General features: G+C 73.5%; 18 protein-coding genes and 1 pseudogene. 14 read left to right on the top strand and 5 right to left on the bottom strand.

The window, feature by feature from the left end:
- Nucleotides 1-85 precede the first annotated feature (85 nt).
- The 10 genes from ACIGXX_RS43580 to ACIGXX_RS43625 all read left to right on the top strand — a co-directional run bounded on the left by ACIGXX_RS43580 (nucleotide 86) and on the right by ACIGXX_RS43625 (nucleotide 10,532).
- Complete coding sequence (locus ACIGXX_RS43580) at nucleotides 86-1,639, top strand: serine hydrolase domain-containing protein (protein WP_399984780.1); 1,554 nt, start codon at nucleotides 86-88, stop codon at nucleotides 1,637-1,639.
- Nucleotides 1,640-1,757: 118 nt separating this feature from the next.
- On the top strand, nucleotides 1,758-3,098 hold the full coding sequence (locus ACIGXX_RS43585; RefSeq protein WP_399984783.1) for a sensor histidine kinase: 1,341 nt from the start codon (nucleotides 1,758-1,760) through the stop codon (nucleotides 3,096-3,098).
- Nucleotides 3,095-3,772: a response regulator transcription factor gene (locus ACIGXX_RS43590; protein ID WP_351173734.1), complete on the top strand. Its 678-nt coding sequence runs from the start codon at nucleotides 3,095-3,097 to the stop codon at nucleotides 3,770-3,772. Before ACIGXX_RS43585 ends, ACIGXX_RS43590 begins: the two co-directional genes overlap by 4 nt.
- Before the next feature lie 226 nt (nucleotides 3,773-3,998).
- A complete protein-coding gene (locus tag ACIGXX_RS43595; RefSeq protein ID WP_399984787.1) occupies nucleotides 3,999-4,958 on the top strand; it encodes an ATP-binding cassette domain-containing protein in 960 nt (319 codons plus the stop codon).
- The gene (locus tag ACIGXX_RS43600) at nucleotides 4,955-5,767 is read left to right on the top strand and encodes an ABC transporter permease subunit (protein WP_399984789.1); all 813 of its coding nucleotides are present in this window, start codon (nucleotides 4,955-4,957) and stop codon (nucleotides 5,765-5,767) included. Before ACIGXX_RS43595 ends, ACIGXX_RS43600 begins: the two co-directional genes overlap by 4 nt.
- 192 nt (nucleotides 5,768-5,959) lie before the next feature.
- The gene (locus tag ACIGXX_RS43605) at nucleotides 5,960-7,303 is read left to right on the top strand and encodes a hemolysin family protein (RefSeq protein WP_366464469.1); all 1,344 of its coding nucleotides are present in this window, start codon (nucleotides 5,960-5,962) and stop codon (nucleotides 7,301-7,303) included.
- A complete protein-coding gene (locus ACIGXX_RS43610) occupies nucleotides 7,300-8,322 on the top strand; it encodes a CNNM domain-containing protein (protein WP_361473735.1) in 1,023 nt (340 codons plus the stop codon). Before ACIGXX_RS43605 ends, ACIGXX_RS43610 begins: the two co-directional genes overlap by 4 nt.
- Nucleotides 8,323-8,473: 151 nt before the next feature.
- Nucleotides 8,474-8,881 (top strand): hypothetical protein, encoded by a 408-nt coding sequence (locus ACIGXX_RS43615; protein ID WP_361473738.1) that lies wholly within the window; start codon nucleotides 8,474-8,476, stop codon nucleotides 8,879-8,881.
- Nucleotides 8,882-9,040: 159 nt separating this feature from the next.
- Complete coding sequence (locus tag ACIGXX_RS43620; protein WP_399984794.1) at nucleotides 9,041-9,601, top strand: hypothetical protein; 561 nt, start codon at nucleotides 9,041-9,043, stop codon at nucleotides 9,599-9,601.
- A gap of 97 nt (nucleotides 9,602-9,698) precedes the next feature.
- A complete protein-coding gene (locus ACIGXX_RS43625; protein WP_351173752.1) occupies nucleotides 9,699-10,532 on the top strand; it encodes a DUF1206 domain-containing protein in 834 nt (277 codons plus the stop codon).
- A gap of 35 nt (nucleotides 10,533-10,567) precedes the next feature.
- Here ACIGXX_RS43625 and ACIGXX_RS43630 read toward each other — a convergent pair whose 3' ends face one another.
- Complete coding sequence (locus ACIGXX_RS43630; protein WP_351173755.1) at nucleotides 10,568-11,227, bottom strand: MBL fold metallo-hydrolase; 660 nt, start codon at nucleotides 11,225-11,227, stop codon at nucleotides 10,568-10,570.
- Nucleotides 11,228-11,318: 91 nt separating this feature from the next.
- On the opposite strand from ACIGXX_RS43630, the gene ACIGXX_RS43635 reads away from it, so the two are divergent.
- Nucleotides 11,319-12,275, top strand: a complete 957-nt coding sequence (locus tag ACIGXX_RS43635; RefSeq protein ID WP_399984799.1) for a GlxA family transcriptional regulator — start codon at nucleotides 11,319-11,321, stop codon at nucleotides 12,273-12,275.
- A gap of 47 nt (nucleotides 12,276-12,322) precedes the next feature.
- Here ACIGXX_RS43635 and ACIGXX_RS43640 read toward each other — a convergent pair whose 3' ends face one another.
- Both ACIGXX_RS43640 and ACIGXX_RS43645 read right to left on the bottom strand, forming a co-directional pair.
- Nucleotides 12,323-13,111, bottom strand: a complete 789-nt coding sequence (locus tag ACIGXX_RS43640; RefSeq protein WP_351173760.1) for a VOC family protein — start codon at nucleotides 13,109-13,111, stop codon at nucleotides 12,323-12,325.
- Between the two features lie 114 nt (nucleotides 13,112-13,225).
- Nucleotides 13,226-14,887 carry a sigma-70 family RNA polymerase sigma factor gene (locus tag ACIGXX_RS43645; protein ID WP_399984804.1) on the bottom strand — a complete coding sequence of 554 codons (1,662 nt, stop codon included), beginning with the start codon at nucleotides 14,885-14,887 and terminating at the stop codon, nucleotides 13,226-13,228.
- 185 nt (nucleotides 14,888-15,072) lie between these two features.
- On the opposite strand from ACIGXX_RS43645, the gene ACIGXX_RS43650 reads away from it, so the two are divergent.
- Nucleotides 15,073-16,470 (top strand): M14 family zinc carboxypeptidase, encoded by a 1,398-nt coding sequence (locus ACIGXX_RS43650; protein ID WP_383827132.1) that lies wholly within the window; start codon nucleotides 15,073-15,075, stop codon nucleotides 16,468-16,470.
- Complete coding sequence (locus ACIGXX_RS43655) at nucleotides 16,467-17,108, top strand: TetR/AcrR family transcriptional regulator (protein WP_399984809.1); 642 nt, start codon at nucleotides 16,467-16,469, stop codon at nucleotides 17,106-17,108. Before ACIGXX_RS43650 ends, ACIGXX_RS43655 begins: the two co-directional genes overlap by 4 nt.
- A 106-nt stretch (nucleotides 17,109-17,214) precedes the next feature.
- Here ACIGXX_RS43655 and ACIGXX_RS43660 read toward each other — a convergent pair whose 3' ends face one another.
- Complete coding sequence (locus ACIGXX_RS43660) at nucleotides 17,215-18,093, bottom strand: alpha/beta fold hydrolase (RefSeq protein WP_399984811.1); 879 nt, start codon at nucleotides 18,091-18,093, stop codon at nucleotides 17,215-17,217.
- A gap of 115 nt (nucleotides 18,094-18,208) precedes the next feature.
- Here ACIGXX_RS43660 and ACIGXX_RS43665 point away from each other — a divergent pair, with 115 nt between their 5' ends.
- The gene (locus ACIGXX_RS43665) at nucleotides 18,209-20,206 is read left to right on the top strand and encodes a BTAD domain-containing putative transcriptional regulator (protein ID WP_399984813.1); all 1,998 of its coding nucleotides are present in this window, start codon (nucleotides 18,209-18,211) and stop codon (nucleotides 20,204-20,206) included.
- A gap of 129 nt (nucleotides 20,207-20,335) precedes the next feature.
- On the opposite strand, the pseudogene ACIGXX_RS43670 reads toward ACIGXX_RS43665, so the two are convergent.
- Nucleotides 20,336-20,485 (bottom strand): annotated as a pseudogene (locus ACIGXX_RS43670) (electron transfer flavoprotein subunit alpha/FixB family protein); the annotation flags it as partial.

Below are 20,485 nucleotides of genomic sequence, written 5' to 3' on the forward strand. Positions count from 1 at the left end.
TGCGGAACGTTTTTACCATATGCTCATATGGTAAAAACGCTGGGCCGTCGATCAACGGACCGTCGATCAAGGGGTGACTGCGGACATGGCAGTGGCAGTGAAGGCGAAGAGACGCCAAAGGCGGGCGCGATTACGGCAGTTGACGTGTGCGGTGCTCCTGGCGGGCACGGTGACGGCCGCGGGCGCGGGCCTCGCGGCACCCGTCGCCGCCGCCGAGGAGGGGCACGCGGGGGAGTGGTCGGAGGTGGACGCGTTCGTCGGCGGCCGACTCGACGCGACGGATACGCCCGGCGCCGCGCTCGCGGTGATCGAGGACGGCCGCGTCGTGCACGAGAAGGGTTTCGGCGAGGACGGCCGGGGCCGGACGGTCACGCCCGACACTCCGTTCCTGTGGGGCTCGGTCTCCAAGCCGGTCACCGGCCTCGCCGTGATGCAGCAGGTGGAGGCCGGCCGCGTGGACCTCGACGCGCCGGTGCGCGGATACCTTCCGTGGTTCCGGCTCGCCGACCGGGACGCGTCCGAACGCATCACGGTCCGGCACCTGCTCACCCACACCAGTGGCATCCCCACCGCCGCGTCCGGCGAGATCGGCGACCGCTACGACAACGCGCCAGGCGCTCTGGCCGACGCGGCCCGCGACCTGGCACGCGTCGAGCCCGCCGACCGGCCCGGCGGCTCCTTCGCCTACTCCAGCGCCGGTTACGCCGTACTCGGCGCGCTGGTCGAAAAGGTGTCAGGGCGCCCGTTCGGCACCTATCTGCACGAGGAGATCCTCGACCCGCTCGGGATGGAGCACGCCGTCGCCACCGAGGCGGATTTCACGCGAGAGCGGGTGGCGCCCGGCCACCGCTCCCTCTTCGGCGCCCCTGTCCCGTTCGACGCGCCCTACGACACCTCGGGCGTTCCCTACGGCCATGTGGGCGGCAGCGCAAGGGACTTGGCCCGCCTCGCCCTCGCCGAGCTGGGCGGAGGAAAGCTGCACGGCCGACAGGTGCTGTCGGCGAAGGGGATCGCCGACACCCAGCGCGGCCACGTCGACAGCAGCGCCGACCGCTACGGCCTCGGCTGGTCGGTCGGCACGCTCAAGGGCACGGGGGAGCGCATGGTCTGGCACGACGGGGCGCTGCCCGGCTTCCAGGCCATGGTGGTCATGCTGCCCGACAGCGACCGGGCCGTGATCGTCCTGCAGAACGCCTACCACCAGCTGCGGGCCGAGGAGTTCGGCGACGCCGCGTTCGGGGCGGCGCAGTTGCTGGCTGGCGCGGACCCCCGCCGCACGCCGGTCGACCCGATCGCCGTCGCCCTGCCCTGGGCCGCGGCAGCCCTCGCCGGGGCGCTGCTCCTGGGCGTGGCCGCCCCGGCCCTGCGCCGGCTGCCCGGACGGCGGGCCGCGGTGCGTGGCCGCTCCCGGCGCAGGATCGTGGTGGCCACCGTCGCGTCGGTCACCGCCGCGCTGGGCGTCGCGGCGCTCCTGTGGCGGCTGCCGTCGGCCCTCGGCGGCACGCTGCCGATGGCGCTGCTGTGGCTGCCCGACGTGGGGTGGGGACTGATCGCCGCCATCGCGCTCGCCTTGCTGCTGGCGGTGGAGCGTACGGTCCTCGCGGCCGTGGACCTGTGGCGACTGCGCGGCGGCGGGTAGACCGGTCAGGCCGGTTCGCGTGTCGGGGCCGGGGCCGGGGCCGGAGTCGGGGTCGGGGCCTCAGGGGTACTCCCGTCGTCGTACGCACCGTGCGCGCGCTGCTCCTATCGTGAGTTCCGTGACCCCCACCTCCCGCCCCGGGCAGCGGCGCATCCCGTGGCCGCTGCCGCCGCAGCTCACGGACCTGGCCGTGGCCGCGGTCGTCGCGCTCCTCACGGGCCTGGACGCTGCGGTCAACGACTCCGGGCACCGCCAGGCCGACTGGCTGACGTGGCTGCTGTTCGCCGTGTCCGTCGCCGCTCTCCTGGTGCGCAGCCGGTGGCCGGTCGCCGTCACCGTCCTCACCGGGGCGGCCTGCGCGGGCTGGGCGCTCCACGGACACATCGGGGAGCTGCTCAATCTGCCGGTGATGGTCGCGCTGTACGCCATCGCCGTGCAGGGCGACCGGCGCCGCACGCTGCGTACCGCCGTGGTCGCCGCCCTCGTCTCGGGGGTGGTGTCGGTCATCGCGGGCAAAGACGTGGCGCAGCCCCAGGGTGCCCCGCTCCTGGAGATGCTCTGGCCCCTCGTACCCCTGCTCCTCGGTGAGGTGGTGCGCGGACGGCGCGAGTTGATGCGGGAGTACGCCGGACGGGCCGAGCGTGCCGAGGCCGACCGGGAGCGGGAGGCGCGGCGCAAGGTCGACCAGGAGCGGGTGCGCATCGCGCGGGAACTGCACGACGTGGTCGCCCACACCGTGTCGGCGATGACCGTCCAGGCGGGCCTGGCCCTGGACGCGCTCGACAGCAGGCCGGAGGTGGCGCGGACGGCGATGCGGCAGGTGCGGACATCGGGCAAGGAGGCCGTGCGCGAGCTGCGCGCCACGGTGGGCGTGCTGCGCGAGGGGCGCGAGGCCTCCGTCGACCCGGCGCCCCGCCTCGCGCAGCTCGACGAACTGGTGGAGGGGGTGCGCGGTACCGGCCTCCGGGTGTCCCTGCATGCCGACACCGACACCGACACCGCCACCGATTCGGGCGCGGGCACCGGTGGCCGGGAGCTGCCGCGGCTGGTGGAGTTGGCGGCGTACCGCATCGTCCAGGAGGCGCTGACCAACGTGATCAAGCACGCGGAGGCCCGGCACGTGGCGGTGTCGGTGGTTGTCGCGGGCGGCAGGCTCGCCGTGGAGGTCACCGACGACGGGCCCGCGACCGCCGAGGGTCCGGGGGAGGGGTACGGCCTGATCGGCATGCGGGAGCGGGCCACCGCGATGGGCGGCGACCTCGAAGCGGGGCCGCTGCGGGGCGGCGGGTGGCGGGTGCGTGCGGTGCTCCCCGTCGAGAGCGGAGCGACGCCGTCCGCCGAGGACGGAGCGACGTCGTGCGTCGAGGGCGGAGGGGCGCTGTCTGGCGAGGGCGGAGGGGCGTCGCACGCCGAGCGCGGAGCAACGTTCCCCGAGGGACCCGAGGGAGGGGCGGCATGAGCGACCGGCGGATCAGGGTGCTTCTCGCCGACGACCAGACCGTCGTCCGCGCGGGCTTCCGCGCCCTGCTCGACCTCACCGACGACCTGGCGGTGGTCGGCGAGGCCGCGGACGGCATCGCGGCCGTGGAGCTGACCCGCACCACCCGCCCCGACGTCGTCCTGATGGACATCCGCATGCCGCGTGCCGACGGCCTCGAAGCCACCCGGCGCATCGTCGCCGACCGCACGCTCGACGCCGTACGCGTCCTGGTCCTGACGACCTTCGAGGCCGACGAGTACGTCTTCGAGGCGCTGCGCTCAGGAGCCGCGGGCTTCCTGCTCAAGGACATCGAACCGGACGACCTGCGCACCGCGATCCGCACCGTCGCCGCCGGGCAGAGCCTCCTGTCGCCCGGTGTCACCCGCCGGGTGATCGAGGAGTTCGCCCGCCTCAAGGCGCCCGAGGCCGAGGCGCTGCGGCTCCTCGATCCGCTGACCGACCGGGAGCGCGAGGTGCTCGCGCTGGTCGGCCGCGGGCTGGCCAACGACGAGATCGGCGCACGCCTGCTCATGTCGCCGCTCACCGCGAAGACGCACGTCAGCCGGGCGATGACGAAGCTCGGGGCGCGGGACAGGGCGCAGCTGGTGGTCCTCGCGTACGAGACCGGCCTGGTGCGCGCGGGCGAAGGCTGACCGGCGGGCGGCGCTTCCCGGGCTCGATGGCGGCTGCTCCCGTTGCGGTGCGGCTGTTCCTGAGGGCTCCCGGGCCCTGTGGCGGCTGCTCCCGAGGGTCCGCGGTGGCTGCCCCGGGTCCTATGGCTGCTGCTCCTGATGGCCCGCGGTGGCTACTCCCGGGGGAGTAGCCACCGACTCCCGTCGGCAGATGTCCGGGGTGCCCGGCCTCCGTAGCGTCGACGGCATGATCGAAGCACGGGAACTCACCAAGCGGTACGGCTGCAAGGCGGCCGTCGACCGGCTCACCTTCACCGTCCGCCCAGGCCGCGTGACCGGCTTCCTGGGCCCCAACGGCGCCGGGAAGTCGACCACCATGCGCATGATCCTGGGCCTCGACGCGCCCAGCGGCGGCGCGGTCACGGTCGACGGCCGGTGCTACGACCGCCTCGCGGCGCCCCTGCGCGAGGTCGGCTCGCTCCTGGACGCCAGGGCGGTGCACGGCGGACGCACCGCGCGACAGCACCTCCTGGGCCTGGCGCGCAGCAACGGAATCGGCGCACGACGGGTCGACGAGGTCCTCGGAGCGGTGGGCCTCACCGACGTCGCCGGTCAGCGCGCCAAGGGGCTCTCGCTCGGCATGGGCCAGCGCCTGGGCATCGCGGCCGCGCTGCTCGGCGACCCCGGCGTCCTCATCCTCGACGAGCCGGTCAACGGCCTGGACACCGAAGGCATCCGCTGGATCCGCGACCTGCTCAAGTCCCTTGCCGCGGACGGCAGGACGGTGTTCCTCTCCAGCCACCTCATGAGCGAGATGGAGCTGACCGCCGATCACCTGATCGTGATCGGCCGCGGCCGGCTCCTCGCGGACACGGACATGCGGGACTTCATCGAGACCAACTCCCGGGGCGCCACCCTGCTGCGTACGCCCGACGCCGAGGCGCAGCGGATGCGGACCCTCCTTGAGACGGCGGGCGCGTCCGTGCGCCTGGACGCGCGCGGCGGCTGGCGGGTCGGCGGCCTGACACCCGCCGAGATCGGCGAACTGGCCCGCACCCAAGGCCTGGCGATCCACGAACTCACGCCGGTCTTCTCCTCCTTGGAGGAGGTCTACACCGACATGACGCGGGCCTCGGTGGAGTACCGGGGCACGGCGACGACGTACGAGTCCCATGCGCGGGACGAGGCAAAGGAACCGGTCCGATGACGAAGCCAGTGACGAAGACAGCAACGACGACACAGGCCACGACAGTGACGACGAGCCCGCGCGTCCCCGGCTTCCGCGAGGCCCTCGCCTTCGAGTGGACCAAGTTCGCGGGCCTGCGCTCCACCCGCTGGACCCTCCTGGTGACCGGCGCACTGACGGTGGTCGGTGCCGTGTTCGTCGGCCTGAGCGGCAGCCTGCAGCCCGACGACACGGTGCTCGGCGGCAGCCTCACCCTCGGCGTCGTCTCGCTGATGGTCGCGGGCGCGGTGGGCGCGCTGACCGTGTGCGGCGAGTACGCGAGCGGCACCATCGCCGCCACCCTCACCGCCGTACCGCGCCGCGGCCGGGTGCTCGCCGCCAAGGCGGCGCTGCTGGTCTGCCTGCTGTACGCCACCGGGCTCGTCTCCTGCGCGGCGGCGTATCTCCTCGGCGGCGCGATCCTGGAGGACGGCACCTACGCCCCCGGGGAACCCCTGCCCGCGCTGTTCGGCATCGCCGGGCTCTTCGCGCTCGTGGGGCTGCTCGGCCTGGCGGTCGGCACCCTCCTGAAGCACGCGGCCGGGGCCGTCGTCACGGTGGTCGGCGTCCTGCTGCTGCCGTCCCTGTTCGGACCGCTGCTCGGCGACCTCCAGCGCTGGGTGGCGGGGGCGACGCCGACGGCGGCCCTGGAGAAGCTCACGCAGACCTCGGACGCGAGCCCGGAGACGGTCGGCAGCCTCGGCGCCTGGCCCTCGCTGGGCCTGGTCGCCGCGTACACGCTGCTGCTCGTCGCCGTGGCCGCGTGGCGCCTGCGCCGACGCGACGTCTGACCACGCGGCTTTGCGATTCTTTTACAGTGGGTGTAGAAGTTAGCCATACTTCTACACCCACTGTCGTCGTGCGGCCGGGGTGCTCGCCCGACGCGTGGCGGGATGCCCCGGCCGCGCCGAGAATGACCGGCACGCCCCCGACAACGACCACAACGACCGGCACGCCCCTTCATCGGAACGGAGCCACTGTTGCTGTCCGCCGTACTCGGCCTGCTCGCCGTCCTCGTCCTGACCGCGGGCACCGGCTACTTCGTCGCGCAGGAGTTCGCGTACGTGGCCGCGGACCGCCTCGCTCTCGCCCGTGAGGCGGAAGCGGGGGACCGGCGGGCGGCCCGTGCCGTGCAGGTCCTCGGGCGGCTCTCGTTCATGCTGTCGGGCGCCCAGCTGGGGATCACCGTCACCGGCCTGGTCGTCGGCTTCCTCGCCGAGCCGTCCGTGTCCGGACTCCTGAAGCCCGCCCTGGACGGCACCGGCCTCTCGGACGGCGCCGTCTCCGCCCTCTCCGTGGTCCTGGGCTTCGTCTTCGCCACCGTCCTCCAGATGGTCCTCGGCGAGCTCGCCCCCAAGAACCTCGCGCTCGCCGTCCCCGAGCGGCTCGCGAAGTCCCTGGCCGCCTCCACGCTGGCGTACCTGAAGGTCGTCGGCCCGGTCGTCCGCGTCTTCGACGGCGCCGCCAACCGGCTGCTGCGCGCCATCGGCATCGAGCCCGTCGAGGAACTGCACCACGGCGCCACGCTCGAAGAGCTCAGCCACCTCATCGGCGAGTCCCACGAGCACGGCCAGATCCCGCGCGAGAGCGCCGAACTCCTCGACCACGCCCTGGAGTTCTCCGAGCGCACCCTGGACGAGGTGATGGTGCCCCGGGCGGACGTCACCTTCGTGCGCAAGGACGCCACGGCGGACGAGGCCGTGCGGCTCATCGCCGCGCACGGACACTCGAACTACCCCGTCATGGGCGACCACCCCGACGACGTCGCGGGCGTGCTCGGGGTGCGCGAGCTCATGCGGCTGCCCGCCGGCCGCTTCGGCCGCACCACGGCGGGCGAACAGGCCCGGCGCCCGCTGCTGCTGCCCGACACGCTGCCGCTGCCGGGCGCGGTGGCGCAGATGCGCGAGCGGGACGACGAGTTCGCCGTCGTCCTCGACGAGCACGGGGGCGTGGCGGGCATCGTGACGTACGAGGACATCGCCGAGGAACTGGTCGGGGACATCGCCGACGAGTCCGACACCGTCGTCGAACTCGCTGTCGCCGACGGCGGCGGCTGGTTCGTCGACGCGGGCCGCCGCCTGGACGAGGTGGCCGACGCGACCGGCATCGACCTGCCCGAGGAGAACGACTACGACACCGTGGCCGGACTCGTCGTCGACCGGCTCGGCCGCTTCCCGGCCATCGGCGACCGGCTGACCGTGGAGCTGTCCGACGGCAGCCGGGTGTCCGTCGCCGTACTCGGCCTCGACCGCCACGTCCCGGAGCGCGTACGGATCGAGCGCCTGCCGGCGGCGGACGTGCCGACCGCCGAGGAGACCACCGCATGAGCTTCCCCCTGGCCCTCTTCGTCACCGTCCTGCTGCTGATCGCCAGCGGCTTCTTCGTCGCCGCGGAGTTCGCCCTGGTCGCCGCCAAGCGACACCGCATGGAGCGCGCGGTCGCCGCCGGACAGCGCGGCGCCAAATCCGCGCTCGCGGGCATGCGGGAGCTGTCCCTGATGCTCGCCGGCGCCCAACTCGGCATCACCGTCTGCACCTTGGGCCTCGGATCGGTCTCCAAGCCCGCCATCTCCCACGAACTCGACCCGCTCCTGGAGAAACTGGGCCTGCCCGCCGGGCTCAGCTACGGCATCGCCTTCGCGCTCGCCATGGTCGTCGTGGTGTTCCTGCACATGGTCGTCGGCGAGATGGCCCCCAAGTCCTGGGCCATCGCCCACCCCGAGCGCTCGGCGATGCTGCTCACCCCGCCCTTCCGGGCCGTGGTCAAGGCCGTACGCCCCCTGCTCGGCCTCCTCGACAAGGTCAGCAACGCGCTCGTACGCCTGTGCAAGGTCACCCCGCGCGACGAGCTCACCTCGGTCCACAACCGCGAGCAACTCGGCCACCTGGTCCAGGAGTCGTGGCGGCTCGGGCTGATCAGCGAGGCCGACTCGGGCCTGATCACCACCTCGCTCACCGCGCCGCTGACGGCGGTCGGCGACCTCCGGACCGCTGCCGCGCAGATCACGTCCGTCCCCGCCGACGCGAGCATCGACGAGGTGCTGGAGGTGGCAGCGGCGAGCGACCGCACCCGGCTGCTCGTCACGGACGGCGCCACCGTCCTGGGCTCGGTGCACGCCCGTGACGCCCTGGTGGCGCGGGCCCGCAGCCGCGCCCTGACCGCCCGCGAGCTGGCGCGCCCCGTCCCGGAGCTCGCCGCCGACGACACCGTCGCTCACGCCGTCGAGGAGCTGCGCCGCCGCCGTGCCTCGCTGGCCGTGCTCTGCGACGCGTCGGGCCGCCTCACCGGCCTGGTCAGCCTGGACGACCTGCTCGCCCGCCTGATGGAACCGCGAAAGCCGGTCTGATGGCCCGTCCGATGCCGCTTCGCCAGGCAGGAAACGCCACCCCCTACGGGGATGTACGGGCGGCGTGTCCTGTGTCTACTGTGCTCGCCATGTCCCGTGCCGACGAAGTCACGTGTCGTCACCCGGCAGCCCGCGTGCGCGCGGCGCCGCGGTGAAGTTCCGAAGGCCGCCTCCGCCTTGCCCGCAGGCGGTCGTCTACCGGTCCGCCCCGGCGACGGTGCCCGCGGGCCACCAGGTCATCACGCTCCTGGACGGCAGGGGCCACGACATCGGGCACGTCGACTACCAGGTGTGCCACTCCTGCGCCGCCGCCCGCATCAACACGATCGCGATCGCCGGGCCCTGGCAGGGCATAGGCCTGGGACGCGAGGCGCTTCACCGCGCCGCCGACCCCTGGTCCACGTACGCCTGGACCACCTCGCGGCAGTCCACCGACGGCCGGAAGTTCTTCGCCGTGATGGCGGAGGAGTGCGGCATGGACTTCGTGCCGGGAGCCGTGGGGTGTCCGCACATCACCGCGCCGCCGTCGGGAGCCAGGTCCGGCGGAGCGCTGCTCTGAGGCGCCCGTCGACCGGCGATCCGCACGCGATAGCGTCGCCGCCGTGACGATCAACTCTCGTGGGAGCACCGCAGACGCCGCCGGAGACGCGGACGTGTCCGCCGGACAAGGACGAACGGCGCGGCGCGTCGCCGACGGCGTCGTCCTCCTGACCCCCTGATGTTCGTGGTGCCCGTGCTGCTGATCCGGGCCCGCCTGATCGACGACGGATACCTCTTCCTCAACCTGGTCTCGCTCTTCATCAGCGCCTTGGTGGCGGCCTACGCCCACATGGGATGGCGCGCCCGCCCGCACGACGGCGACCTGCTGTCCGCCCGCACCCTGACCGGGCGGCACACCCTCGACCTCGCCCGGCTCACCAAGGTCGGCCGCATGGAGGTGCCCGGCCAGACCAGGACCGACGACCGGCTGATCCTCACCGACGCGCACGGCGTGCGGCTCGTCCTGGACAAGCTCGCGGGCGGGGAGGAGACGGTCGACGCCCTGGTCCGCAGGGCTCTGCTGAGCAGGCCGCGGGGCGCGGGCGTGGTCGTGTCGGACCGCGCCGCCGAACGCCTCGACCTGCGAACGGAGGTGAGCCGCCCGCACGGCCGCCTCAAGGCGGGCCGCACCATCCGCGAGGGGTTCATCGGATGGGTTCCGATGCTGTCGCTTCTCGTGGTCGCGCCGGTGGGCTTCGGCCTGCTGGTGGCCGCCTTCCTGCTCTCGGGCGCCATCTGAGGTTGCCGGGACACGGGCCACCAGGCATGACCGACCGCTGACCGGGGCACTCGGGGACCGGGCGCGTACCGCGCGCCCACGTTTCTGGGAGGACACGATGACGCCGTCTCGAGTGCACACACGCGGCCGGACGAAGAAGGCCGCGGTCCGCCGCTCGGCGGAGAACGAATCACTGACGGCGGCCGGCCGGGCGGGCTTCGTCGCCCGCGGCGTCGTCTATGTCCTCATCGGTGCGCTGGCCCTGCAGATAGCCCTCGGCAGCGGCGGCGAACAGGCCGACCGGGAGGGTGCGTTGGCCCAGGTCGCCGAGCAGCCCTTCGGCGAGGTGATGCTGTGGGCGCTGGTCGTCGGCTTCGGCTGCATGGCGCTGTGGCGCGGCTCGCGCGCGGTGCTGAAGCGCGGGCCGCGCCGCAAGCCCGCGTCGCGGGCCCTCGACGGCGGCAGGGCGATCTTCTACGCCTTCGTCTGCTGGGCGACCGCCACGTACGCCGCCGGGAGCCGGGGTTCCAGCGGCGACGCCAAGTCCAAGGACTGGACGGCGACCGCACTGGAACTTCCCTACGGCAGGATCCTGGTGGGGGTCGGCGGCTGCGTGCTGATAGGCGTCGGCGTCGTGCTCGCCGTACGGGCGATGATGCGCCGCTTCCTGCGGCAGCTCGACCTCGGCTCCCTCACCGGCCGTACCCGGCAGACCGTCACCGGCCTGGGGGTGGCCGGCGGTGTCGCGCGCGGCGCCGTGTTCGCCGCGGCGGGCGTCTTCATCGTGACGGCGGCCGTCCAGTACGACGCCGACGAGGCCAAGGGCGTGGACGCGACGCTCCGCAGCTTCTCGCACACCCCCGTCGGCCCCTGGCTCCTGGCCGCCGTGGCGGCCGGGCTCATCCTCTTCGGGGTCTTCTCCTTCGCCTCCGCGCGCTGGCGGCGCCTGTGAAGGCGGGGATCGGGAAGACGGTGGGGCCGGTGCGGCTAGAGCGGCGCCGACTCGTCGGCCTTGAAGGCGCCACCGTGGCCCGGCACGATCACGTCGGCGGCGGCAAGGACCCGCTGACGTGACGTCCGCAGCACCGTGTGGTCCGGGGCGACCGGGTCGTCGACCGGGCCGTTCGGCCGCCACCACAGGTCGCCCACGAACGCGATCGTGCCCTCGGCGGTGCCCGCGAGCAGCGTGATGTCCTCGCGGCTGTGGCCCGGCGTGCGGATCAGCCGCAGGGACGGGGCGAGTTCGTAGCCCTCGGCGTCCCGGTCGGTCCACTGGTCGTTCTCGTAGATCGCCTTGTGGTCGTGGACCCGGGCCCGGCCGAACAGGCCCACGTTCATGGTGTTGTCCGGGTGGTGGTGGCTGAGCACCACGTCGGTGATGTCGTCCGGGCCGAGGCCCAACTCCGCGAGCGGGTCCAGGATCCGGCTGCGGCTCGCCACCATGCCCGGGTCGACGATCACGTGCCGGTCCGCGTCGCGGACGTAGGAGACGGTGGCGGCGACTCCGGGGCCGGTGGAGCCCGTGTAGCCGGTGGTCAGGATCGTGTACACGGCGCTGCTGCCGAGCGGGGCGTCCGCCTGTGCGTCTGTCCGCGTGTCCGTCTGTGCGTCCGTCAGTGTGTTCGCGTCCGTCTGTGTGTTCGTCATGACCATGAGTCTTCCGGGCGGGGCCAACCGCGGAAAGTGGCCCTTCTGCCACTGATCGCAGGAAACGTGCCACGCTGTGCCACACTCCCGTATGCCGCCTTTCGTGACCATCGCCGCCTACGCCCCGACGGGCGTCGGCATCCTCGGCGCCGGCATCGTCTCCGAGGTGTTCGACGAGCGGGGTTCCGGACTGCCCCGCTTCGACTTCGCCCTGTGCACCGACCGGCCGGGGCAGGTCCGCTCCGACGCCGGGCTGCCGATCACCGTGGAGCACGGCCTGGAGCGGCTCGCCTCCGCCGACCTCGTGATCGCCCTGCCCTGGGCCGACTTCCGCACGCCGCCCGCGCCCGCCGTGCTCGACGCGTTCACCGCCGCGCACGAGCGGGGCGCGCTGGTCGCAGGGCACTGTGTCGGCGCGTTCGCCCTGGCCGCGGCGGGGCTGCTCGACGGGCGGCGTGCCACCACCCACTGGCGCTTCGCCGAGCTCCTCGCCCGGCGCCACCCGGACGTCACCGTCGAGGCCGAGGCGCTGTACATCGACGAGGGGCAGGTCGTCACGGGCGCGGGGGCGGCCGCGGGCTTCGACCTCAGCCTGCATCTGCTCAGACGCGAGTACGGCGCCGCCACGGCCAACACCATCGCCAGGGATCTGGTCCTGCCCTCCCACCGCGACGGCGGACAGGCCCAGTACCTCGCCGCCCCCGTGCCGGAGGACTGCCGGGACGAGCGGCTCGCCGAGGTGCTCGCCTGGGCCCGCGAGCATCTGCACGAGCCGCTGCCGGTCGCGGAGTTGGCCCGCCGCGCCCTGATGAGCAGGCGTTCCTTCGCCCGCCGCTTCACCGCCGCCACCGGCACCACCCCGCACGCCTGGCTCGTGAACCTGCGGCTGAGCGGCGCCGAGGAGCTCTTGGAGACCACGGACCTGCCGGTGGAGGGGATCGCCCGCCGGGTCGGGTACGGCAGCGCGGCCGTCCTGCGCGAGCAGTTCGTACGCCGCCGGGGCGTGCCGCCGAGGTCCTACCGCCGGGCGTTCACGCGAGCGCCGTAGCTTCGGGACGGTCCGGAGCCACGGGAGGACCAGAGCTTCGGGACGGCCTAGGTGAACGAGGGCATCTCGCCCTCCGTGGTCATCAGGTCGATGATGCTGAAGATGGCGCCCTGCTGGTCGGCGACCGTGGCGAAGCGGCCGAAGGGGCTGTCCATCGGGCCGAAGAGCAGCTGGCCGCCGAGCTTGGTGATGGTGGCGATCGCGGCGTCGCAGTTGTCGACGGCGAAGTGCACGTTGACGAACGGCGGCACGTCCGGCGGGAAGTCGTCGGTCATCTTGAGCCGGCCGAGCACGGGCTGGTCACCGACCTGGAAGACGCTGAAGTCGACGTCGTCGACGTCCATCGACTTCACGTCGAAGGGGAAGACGGCGGGCAGGAACGCGTCCGTCGCCGCCGGGTCCCGTGTGGTCAGCTCCGCCCAGCAGTACGCGCCCGCCTCGCCGATCTTCTCGAAGCCCTTGTGGGTGCCCGGCTGCCAGACACTGAAGTACGCGCCGCTGGGCTCCTTGGCCGTCACCATGGTGCCGAAGTCGCCGACCTGCGTCGGTTCCATGGCGAGCGTTCCGCCGTTGTCGCGGATCTTGGCGGCCGTCGCGGCGGCGTCGGGCGTGGCGAGGTAGAGGTTCCAGGCGGCGGGGCCCTCCACGCCCCCCATCTGCGGGACGACCGCGGCCACGGCCTTGCCGTCCGAGCGTGCCTGCGTATAGCCGCCGAACTCCTCCGAGCCGCTGTCGAACGTCCAGCCGAGGACCTCGCCGTAGAAGCTCTTCGCGGCCTCCACGTCGGGGAACATCGCGTCCGCCCAGCAGGGCGTTCCTTCCGGGTGCGCGGACATCGCGAGGGCCTCCTTCTGGGGGATTCCTATTGATTTCACGCTATTCGAACGCAGGCGCTCGCGCCCGTCGAACCCTGGCCCCGCCGACCTCCGCGGCCGGTGCTCACCGCGCCCTCAGCGCGCGCCGAAGTTCTGCGTCCACCAGGGGCCTCCGCTGCCCTGCCGGTAGCCGATGCCGATCTCCTTGAAGGAACAGTTGAGGATGTTGGCGCGGTGGCCGGAGCTGTTCATCCAGGAGTCCATGACCGCGGCCGGGGTGCGCTGACCCGCGGCGATGTTCTCGCCGTAGGTGCTCCACTTGTAGCCGGCGTCCGTGACCCGGTCGCCGGGGTCCTCGCCGTCGGGGTTCGTGTGGTCGAAGAAGTCGCGCTCGGCCATGTCGTCGGAGTGGCCCTGCGCCGCGTCGCCCAGCTTGCTGTTGAGCGTCAGCGGGCCGCAGCCGCTCTTGGCGCGCTCGGCGTTGGCGAGCCGGGTGACCTCCGCGCTGTAGGAGTTGCCCGCCGGGGCCTGCGGCGCCTGGGGCGCGCTGCTGGTGCGGGTGGGCTTCGGGGTGGTCGCCTCGGGCTTCGCCGTCTTGGTCTTCGACGGCGTGGGCTTGGGGGACGGCTTCCGCTTCTTGCTGGGGGAGGCGGAGGGGGACTTGCTGGGCTTCTTCGCCGGGGCCGTGGTGGAGGGAGCCGCCGAGGAGGGCGGCTGCGAGGCGGTGACGGACTGCGCCTCGGTCTGTTCGTCGTCCGTGGGGCGGGTGGCCGAGTAGATGACCCCGGTCGCGACGACGAGCACGGCGATGCCCGCGGCCACCGTGCGGCCCTTGCGGGGTGCCCGGCGGCGCTGCGCGGCATGTCTCGCCGGGGCGCCCGCGCTCCGGGAGCCGGATATCTCGTACGTGTTCGGGGCAGTGGCGTGTGCGTCGGCCGGTATGTGCGGCGCGTCGGCGGCCAGGTGGTGCGGGTCGGCCGTGAGGTACTGCGTGTGTGCCGCGTTCGCCGCGCGTATCGCGCCGGGGGCGGCCAGCGCGGCGGTCGGCGGCACCAGGGCGACGCCCACGAGCAGCCGCTCGGCGAGCACCAGGCCCGCGCCGTGGCCCGAGCACACGGCGCAGTCACGGACGTGCCGGGCCAGGCGCTTGCGCCAGAGGCCGGACGGCGTGCCGTCCCACGGGGCCACCACCTCGCTCAGATACGGGCAACGGGGCTCCGCGGCCAGCGCGCGGACCACGATCCGGGCCGTCTCCAGCTGCGTCTTCATCCGCTGCACCCGGACGGTGGCGTGCTGCGTCGGCAGCTCCATGGCGGTCGCGACCTCGGCCCGGGTGAGCTCGCCGGAGACCTCCAGCCACCACAGCGACAGGAGCGCGCGGTCGTCGGTGTCCAACCAGCGGGTGGCCTCGGCCACCTCGCGGCGCTGCCCCACCAGGCCGAGCCGGATGATCGTCAGGTCGACGAAGTCCGCGCCCGGGTCCACGACGTCGTACGCCTCGTGGAGCGGGCTCGGGGCCTTCTGCCCGGACGCGCGCTGCTGCCAGTGCCTGCGGATCTCGTTCATGGCTATGGCCACGAGCCAGGACCGGAAGCTCGCCGGGTCGCGGAGCGACGCGAGGCCCGCCAGGGCCCGCAGCATCGTTTCCTGCACCACGTCGTCGACGTCGGCATGGCCGTCGAGCGCCCGCCCGACGATGTTGTAGACCAGCGGCAGATATCCGGCCACCAGCTCGTCCTGCGCCTGCTGGTCCCCGGTCTGCGCCGCCGTCACCAGAGGATCGTGTTCACCGATCATGGACTGCCTCACTCGCTTTCTTCGTCGGCACGTTGTGGCCTTACACCTGGGAGATCGCGGGAGCGCACGGAGATAACAGAAATCCGCGAACAGAAATCTGCGGCGAGCATACGCACCCGGTCGTCCCCGGAAGCGAATTCAGTAATATGAATTACGGGAATAATCGAGATTACTGGAGAGTGGTCATGGTCGAGAGTGGAGCCAACAGCCATCTGTCCGGCTTACCGGACATCGACCGGTTCCGCACGGTCGACGAGCTGAACGCGGCAGTCGCCCGACTGGCGCACGAACACCCCGACGTCTGCCGGCTCCGCCGGATAGGCACCTCGCGCCTGGGCGATCCGCTGCGGATGCTGTCGGTGGGCCACGGCCCCCGGCACGCCCTGATCGTCGGCGGCCCGCACCCCAACGAGCCCGTCGGCCTGCTCACCGTCCTGCATCTGGCCCGCCTCGTCGCCGCCATGCCCGCCCTGCGGGAGGACGCCGGGTGCACCTGGAACTTCATCCCCTGCATCGACCCGGACGGCACCCGCCTCAACGAAGCCTGGTTCGGCGGGCCTTACACGATCCGCCACTACCACACGCACTTCTTCCGGCCCGCCTTCGCCGACCAGCCGGAGTGGACCTTCCCGGTCCTGGACGAAGAGGGCTGGTTCGACCGGACGCTGCCCGAGACCCAGGCCCTGGCCCGGGTCATCGACGAACTGCGCCCGGAGTTCCAGTACTCGCTGCACAACGCCGACTTCGGCGGGGCGTTCTTCATCCTCAGCCACGACGTGCCGGGCGCGGCCCAGGACCTCGCGGCCGTGGCCGCGGCCCAGGAGATGCCGCTCGCGCTGAGCCCGGTCGACACGGCGGGCTGGCCCGAGGCGGGCCCCGGCGTCCATCTGATGCCCACCGCGCGCCAGTTGGCGGCCGCGACCGCCGCGCACGGCGGCGGCGAGGCCCGCCACGGCGGTTCCAGCGCGCACTACGGCGAACGCCACGGCACGACCACACTGATCACCGAAGTGCCCCTGTGGCACGACCCGAGGGCGGGCGACGCGTCCGGCAGCGGACGCGCCCATGCCGCCGTGCTGACCGGGAGCGCGGGCCAGCTCCGGGACGGCGCACGCAGACTCGGTGACCTGTACGAGCGGGTGCTGCCGCGTCTGACCGTGCCGTCGCCGATGCGTCCGGCCATCGCCGACATCCTGGAGCAGAGCGCCGTGCTGGCGTCCGCACACGAGGCCCTGTCCGCGACGTACGACGGCCAAGAGGCCTCCGTGGGTGAGGTGTTCGGGGTGCGGAGCCTGGTGCACATGCTGCGGCTGAGGGGTGCGGGGCAGCTCCGGCGTCAGCTCGCCGTCGAGCAGGCCGCGGGCAACCGGCCACCGGCGATACGCGCCGCCGCGGAGGAGGCGGACGCCCTCTTCGACTCCTGGTGCGCGAGCGCGGAAGGCGCCCTGCGGGCCGAGCCGTTCCCGCTGCGCCGCCTGGTGGCCGTACAGATCGGCGCCGCGCTGGCGACGGTACGGCGACTGGGCCTCGGCTCGCCCGAAGATGACTCCACGGACAACAGGCCCTCAGGAGACACCCCATGAAACGAGCCGAGGCCCGGCAGCGCAACACCACCGCCCTCCTCGACGCGGCCCTGACCGAAATGGCGGCGCACGGCTACGCGGCGGCGCGCCTGGAGGACATCGCCGCCCGCGCGGGCCTGACGACGGGCGCCGTGTACTCCCTCTTCGGCAGCAAGCACCGCCTGCTCGCCGCAGCCGTCGAACACCTGGCACACCGCCTGCGGTCCGGCCTCGAAGAACTCGCCGCCAGGCAGGACCTCTCCCTGCGCGAGGTGCTCCGGGGCCTCGCCACGGTGATGCATCGCGCCGCCGCGGAAGAACCGGCCGCGCAGTGGTACGCCTTCGAAGTGGAGGCGGCGTCCCTGGCGTTGCGTGATCCCGAGCTCGCCGGGACCCTCGCCCGGCACACGGGCGAGATCATGGACCTGGTCCGCGGAATTCTGACCGACCGGGTCATCGACCCCGCCGCCCCGACGCCGGCCCGCACCACTCCCGAACAGGCGGCGCACCTGGCCCCCGCGGTCCGCGCCCTGACCGCGGGCCTGGCCCAGCAGGCGATCCACGCCCCCGGCACCCTCACCGGCCGCTACGCCGCCGACGCGGCCGCCGCCCTGGCCCACTTGCTCGACCAGGGCCCGGCAGGGCGCGCGAGCCCTTGACGGGGCGAAGGAGACGACTGCCTCAGCCTGCTGCGTGCGCCCAGGCCGGGAAAGCCCGACCAGGAGGGCCCGGCGGAAGGCCGCGCGGCGCGTCGGTGACGGGGCTTCAGCGGGCCAGGAGGCCGCGCAGCGCCCCGGCGATCTCGGCGGGGGATTCCTCGGCCATGAAGTGGCCGCAGGTGACGGGCGTGTGGTGCAGGTCGGGCGCCCAGGCGCTCCACAGGGCCGCCGCGTCGAAACCGAGCGCCGAGCCCCAGTCCTGCTGGAGCACGGTGACCGGCATCCGCAGCAGGCTGCCGGTGTCCCGGTCGGTCCGGTCGTGGTCGACGTCGACACCGGCGGAGGCGCGGTAGTCGGCGACGATCGAGGGCACCGCGGCGCGGCAGGCGTCCAGATAGGCGGCGCGTACGTCGGCGGGGATCGCCCCCGGGTCGTTCGTCCAGACGTCGAGGAAGTGGCCGAAGAACGCGTCGGGGGCGGCGCCGATCAACTGCTCGGGCAGGCCCGGGGGTTGGGCCATCAGGTAGAGGTGGAAGCCGACGGCGGCGGTGACGCCGTGCATCACGTCCCACATGTCCAGCGTGGGCAGCACGTCGAGGCAGGCCAGGTGCGTGATCGTGCCGGGATGGTCGAGCCCGGCGCGGAACGCGACGAGGGCGCCGCGGTCGTGCCCCGCCAGCGCGAAGCGGTCGTGTCCAAGGGCGCGCGCCACGGCGACGACGTCGGCGGCCATCGTGCGCTTGGAGTACGTCGTTCCGTCCGTCTCCGCGGGTTTGTCGCTCGCCCCGTAGCCGCGCAGGTCCGGGCAGATCACCGTGTGGTCGACGGCGAGATCGGCGGCGACGTGCCGCCACATCAGATGGGTCTGCGGGAAACCGTGCAGCAGCACGACCGGCGGACCCGAACCGCCGACGGCCACGTGCAGGCTGACGCCTTCCGCGACGGGCACGCGCCGGTGGGTGAAGTTCTCGATGGCAGGGGTCATGGTCGCGTCCTTCGCAGCGCCGGAACAGGTGCCTCCGAGCCTGCGGGGCGCCGATGAGCATCCGATGAGCGCGCTACCGTGACCAGGGACGATGCTCACGGAAGGGTGGTTCAGGGTGCCGGTCGCATTCGGGGTCCTTGGGCCGGTGGTGGCCTGGGACGGCGCTGGGGGAGCCGTCGCGCTGAAGGGGCCGCGGCACCGCGCGGTGCTCGCCCGGCTGATCGTCGCCCGCCGCCGCGTCGTCCCCGTGGCCCGCCTGGTCGACGACCTGTGGGTGGACCCGCCCCAGGACGCGGTCGGGGCGGTACGCACCTTCGTCGCCGCGCTGCGCCGCGCCCTGGAACCGGAGCGCCCGCCCCGCACGCCCGCCCGGCTCCTCGTCACCGAGGGCCCGGGATACGCCCTGCGCGCCGAGCCCGCCGCGGTGGACGCCTGGCGCTTCGAGCAGGCGGTGACCGACGCCGCGACCCTGCCGCCGCAGGACGCCCTCGACCGCCTGGAGGAGGCGCTGGGGTGGTGGCGCGGGCCCGCCTACGCCGACTTCCCCGAGGGGACCTGGGCCCGCGCCGAGCGCTCCCGCCTGGGCGAACTGCGCCTGCACGCCGTCGAGCGCCGGGCCGAGGCGCGCCTCGGTCTGGGACGTGCCGCCGACGCGGTGCCCGACCTGGACGCCCACGTGGCCGAGCACCCCTGGCGCGAGGACGCCTGGCGGCTCCTCGCCCTGGCGCTCTACCGCACCGGCCGCCAGGGCGACGCGCTCGCCGTCCTGCGCCGGGCCCGCGCGCTCCTCGTGGAGCAGCTGGGCGTGGACCCCGGCCCGGCGCTGCGCCGCCTGGAGGCGGACATCCTCGGCCAGGCCCGCCATCTCGACCCCGCGCCGCCCCGGGCCCCTGGCGCCGCGGAACGGGTGTGGGCCCAGGCCGCCACCGCCTATGACCGGACCGTGGCGGCAGGCGCCCGCGCCCGGCTGGACTCGACGGTGGGCCTGCTGCGCAACCTGGCGGTGACCGGAGGCGGCGGCCTCGAAGCGGCCCGCGAGCACCGCGTGGCGGCCGTCGAGGCGGCGGAGGAGCTGGGCGACGCCGACCTCACCGCCCGCGTGATCGGCGCGTACGACGTCCCGGCGATCTGGACCCGCGTCGACGACCCGCACCAGGCAGCGCAGGTCGTGGCGGCGGCCGAACGCACCCTGGCCGCGCTCCGGCCGGACGCGCACCCGGCGGCGCGGGCCCGCCTCCTCGCCACCATCGCCCTGGAGTCACGCGGCACCAGCTCGGCGCGCGGGCCCCAGGCCGCCCGGCAGGCCGAGGAGATCGCCCGCCGCCTCGACGACCCCGCGCTCCTCGCGTTCGCCCTCAACGGCCAGTTCATGCAGACCTTCCACCGCACGGGTCTGGCGGCGAACCGGGACGCGATCGGCGCCGAGCTCGTCGCCCTGTCCGCCCGGCACGGCCTGGCCACCTACGAGGTCCTGGGCCACCTGATCCGCCTCCAGGCCCGCAGCGCGCTCGCGGACTTCCCGGGCGCCGACGGCCACGCGGCAGCCGCCGATCTGCTGGCGGACCGTCACGAACTGCCGCTGGTGGGTGTGTTCACCCAGTGGTACGCGGCGCTGCGCCTGGCCGCGACCGGGCAGGCACCGGCAGCCGAGGCCGCCTACCGGGAGGCCGCCGCGCGACTGGACGGAGCGGGCATGCCCGGCCTGGAGCGCGGCCTGCTGCCGCTCGCCCTGCTGTGCCTGCGCCTACGACACGGACAGTCCGCCAGGACCGACGTACGGATCGACGGGCCACTGGACGAGGCCACGGACTGGGGGCCCTACGAGCCCTGGGCCCGCCCCTTGGTGCTGCTCTCCCAGGACCGGCGCACCGAGGCGGCGCAGGCGCTGCGCCAACTCCCGGACCCGCCACGGGATTTGCTGCTCGAAGCCTTGTGGTGCCTGGCAGGGCGAGCCGCGATCGAGCTGGGTGACCGCGAGACGATGGAGCGAGCCCATGCCGAACTGACTCCGGCAGCAGGAGAGTTGGCGGGAGCGGGCAGCGGCCTGCTCACCGTCGGCCCGGTGGCGCAGCACCTGGAAGACCTCGCGTCGGCCCTCCGGCGCCCCCGGTGAGCGCCCCGCTGTCCTCGGCTAGCGTTCACTCGCCTTCACCGGCGACCACATCTCGTACGTTCCGTGCCGCACAGCGGGCCTGATCGGCAAGACTGCCGATCAGGCCCGCTGTGCGCTACGTGAAGTGGGTCAGCCCTTGCGGGTGTTGACCTCTTCGGTGAGCTGGGGGACGACGTCGAAGAGATCGCCGACCACGCCGTAGTCGACCAGGTCGAAGATCGGGGCCTCGGCGTCCTTGTTGATCGCCACGATCGTCTTGGAGGTCTGCATGCCCGCCCG

The sequence above is a fragment of the Streptomyces sp. NPDC055243 genome (assembly GCF_044544025.1).
Lineage (GTDB): Bacteria > Actinomycetota > Actinomycetes > Streptomycetales > Streptomycetaceae > Streptomyces.

Excerpts from the sequence above, each read along its gene's own strand:
- ACIGXX_RS43580 (WP_399984780.1), top strand. The coding sequence starts at position 86 with ATGGCAGTGGCAGTGAAGGCGAAGAGACGCCAAAGGCGGGCGCGATTA.
- ACIGXX_RS43590 (WP_351173734.1), top strand. The coding sequence starts at position 3,095 with ATGAGCGACCGGCGGATCAGGGTGCTTCTCGCCGACGACCAGACCGTC.
- ACIGXX_RS43595 (WP_399984787.1), top strand. The coding sequence starts at position 3,999 with ATGATCGAAGCACGGGAACTCACCAAGCGGTACGGCTGCAAGGCGGCC.
- ACIGXX_RS43600 (WP_399984789.1), top strand. The coding sequence starts at position 4,955 with ATGACGAAGCCAGTGACGAAGACAGCAACGACGACACAGGCCACGACA.
- ACIGXX_RS43610 (WP_361473735.1), top strand. The coding sequence starts at position 7,300 with ATGAGCTTCCCCCTGGCCCTCTTCGTCACCGTCCTGCTGCTGATCGCC.
- ACIGXX_RS43620 (WP_399984794.1), top strand. The coding sequence starts at position 9,041 with ATGTTCGTGGTGCCCGTGCTGCTGATCCGGGCCCGCCTGATCGACGAC.
- ACIGXX_RS43625 (WP_351173752.1), top strand. The coding sequence starts at position 9,699 with ATGACGCCGTCTCGAGTGCACACACGCGGCCGGACGAAGAAGGCCGCG.
- ACIGXX_RS43630 (WP_351173755.1), bottom strand. The coding sequence starts at position 11,227 with ATGACGAACACACAGACGGACGCGAACACACTGACGGACGCACAGACG.
- ACIGXX_RS43635 (WP_399984799.1), top strand. The coding sequence starts at position 11,319 with ATGCCGCCTTTCGTGACCATCGCCGCCTACGCCCCGACGGGCGTCGGC.
- ACIGXX_RS43640 (WP_351173760.1), bottom strand. The coding sequence starts at position 13,111 with ATGTCCGCGCACCCGGAAGGAACGCCCTGCTGGGCGGACGCGATGTTC.
- ACIGXX_RS43645 (WP_399984804.1), bottom strand. The coding sequence starts at position 14,887 with ATGATCGGTGAACACGATCCTCTGGTGACGGCGGCGCAGACCGGGGAC.
- ACIGXX_RS43650 (WP_383827132.1), top strand. The coding sequence starts at position 15,073 with ATGGTCGAGAGTGGAGCCAACAGCCATCTGTCCGGCTTACCGGACATC.
- ACIGXX_RS43655 (WP_399984809.1), top strand. The coding sequence starts at position 16,467 with ATGAAACGAGCCGAGGCCCGGCAGCGCAACACCACCGCCCTCCTCGAC.
- ACIGXX_RS43660 (WP_399984811.1), bottom strand. The coding sequence starts at position 18,093 with ATGACCCCTGCCATCGAGAACTTCACCCACCGGCGCGTGCCCGTCGCG.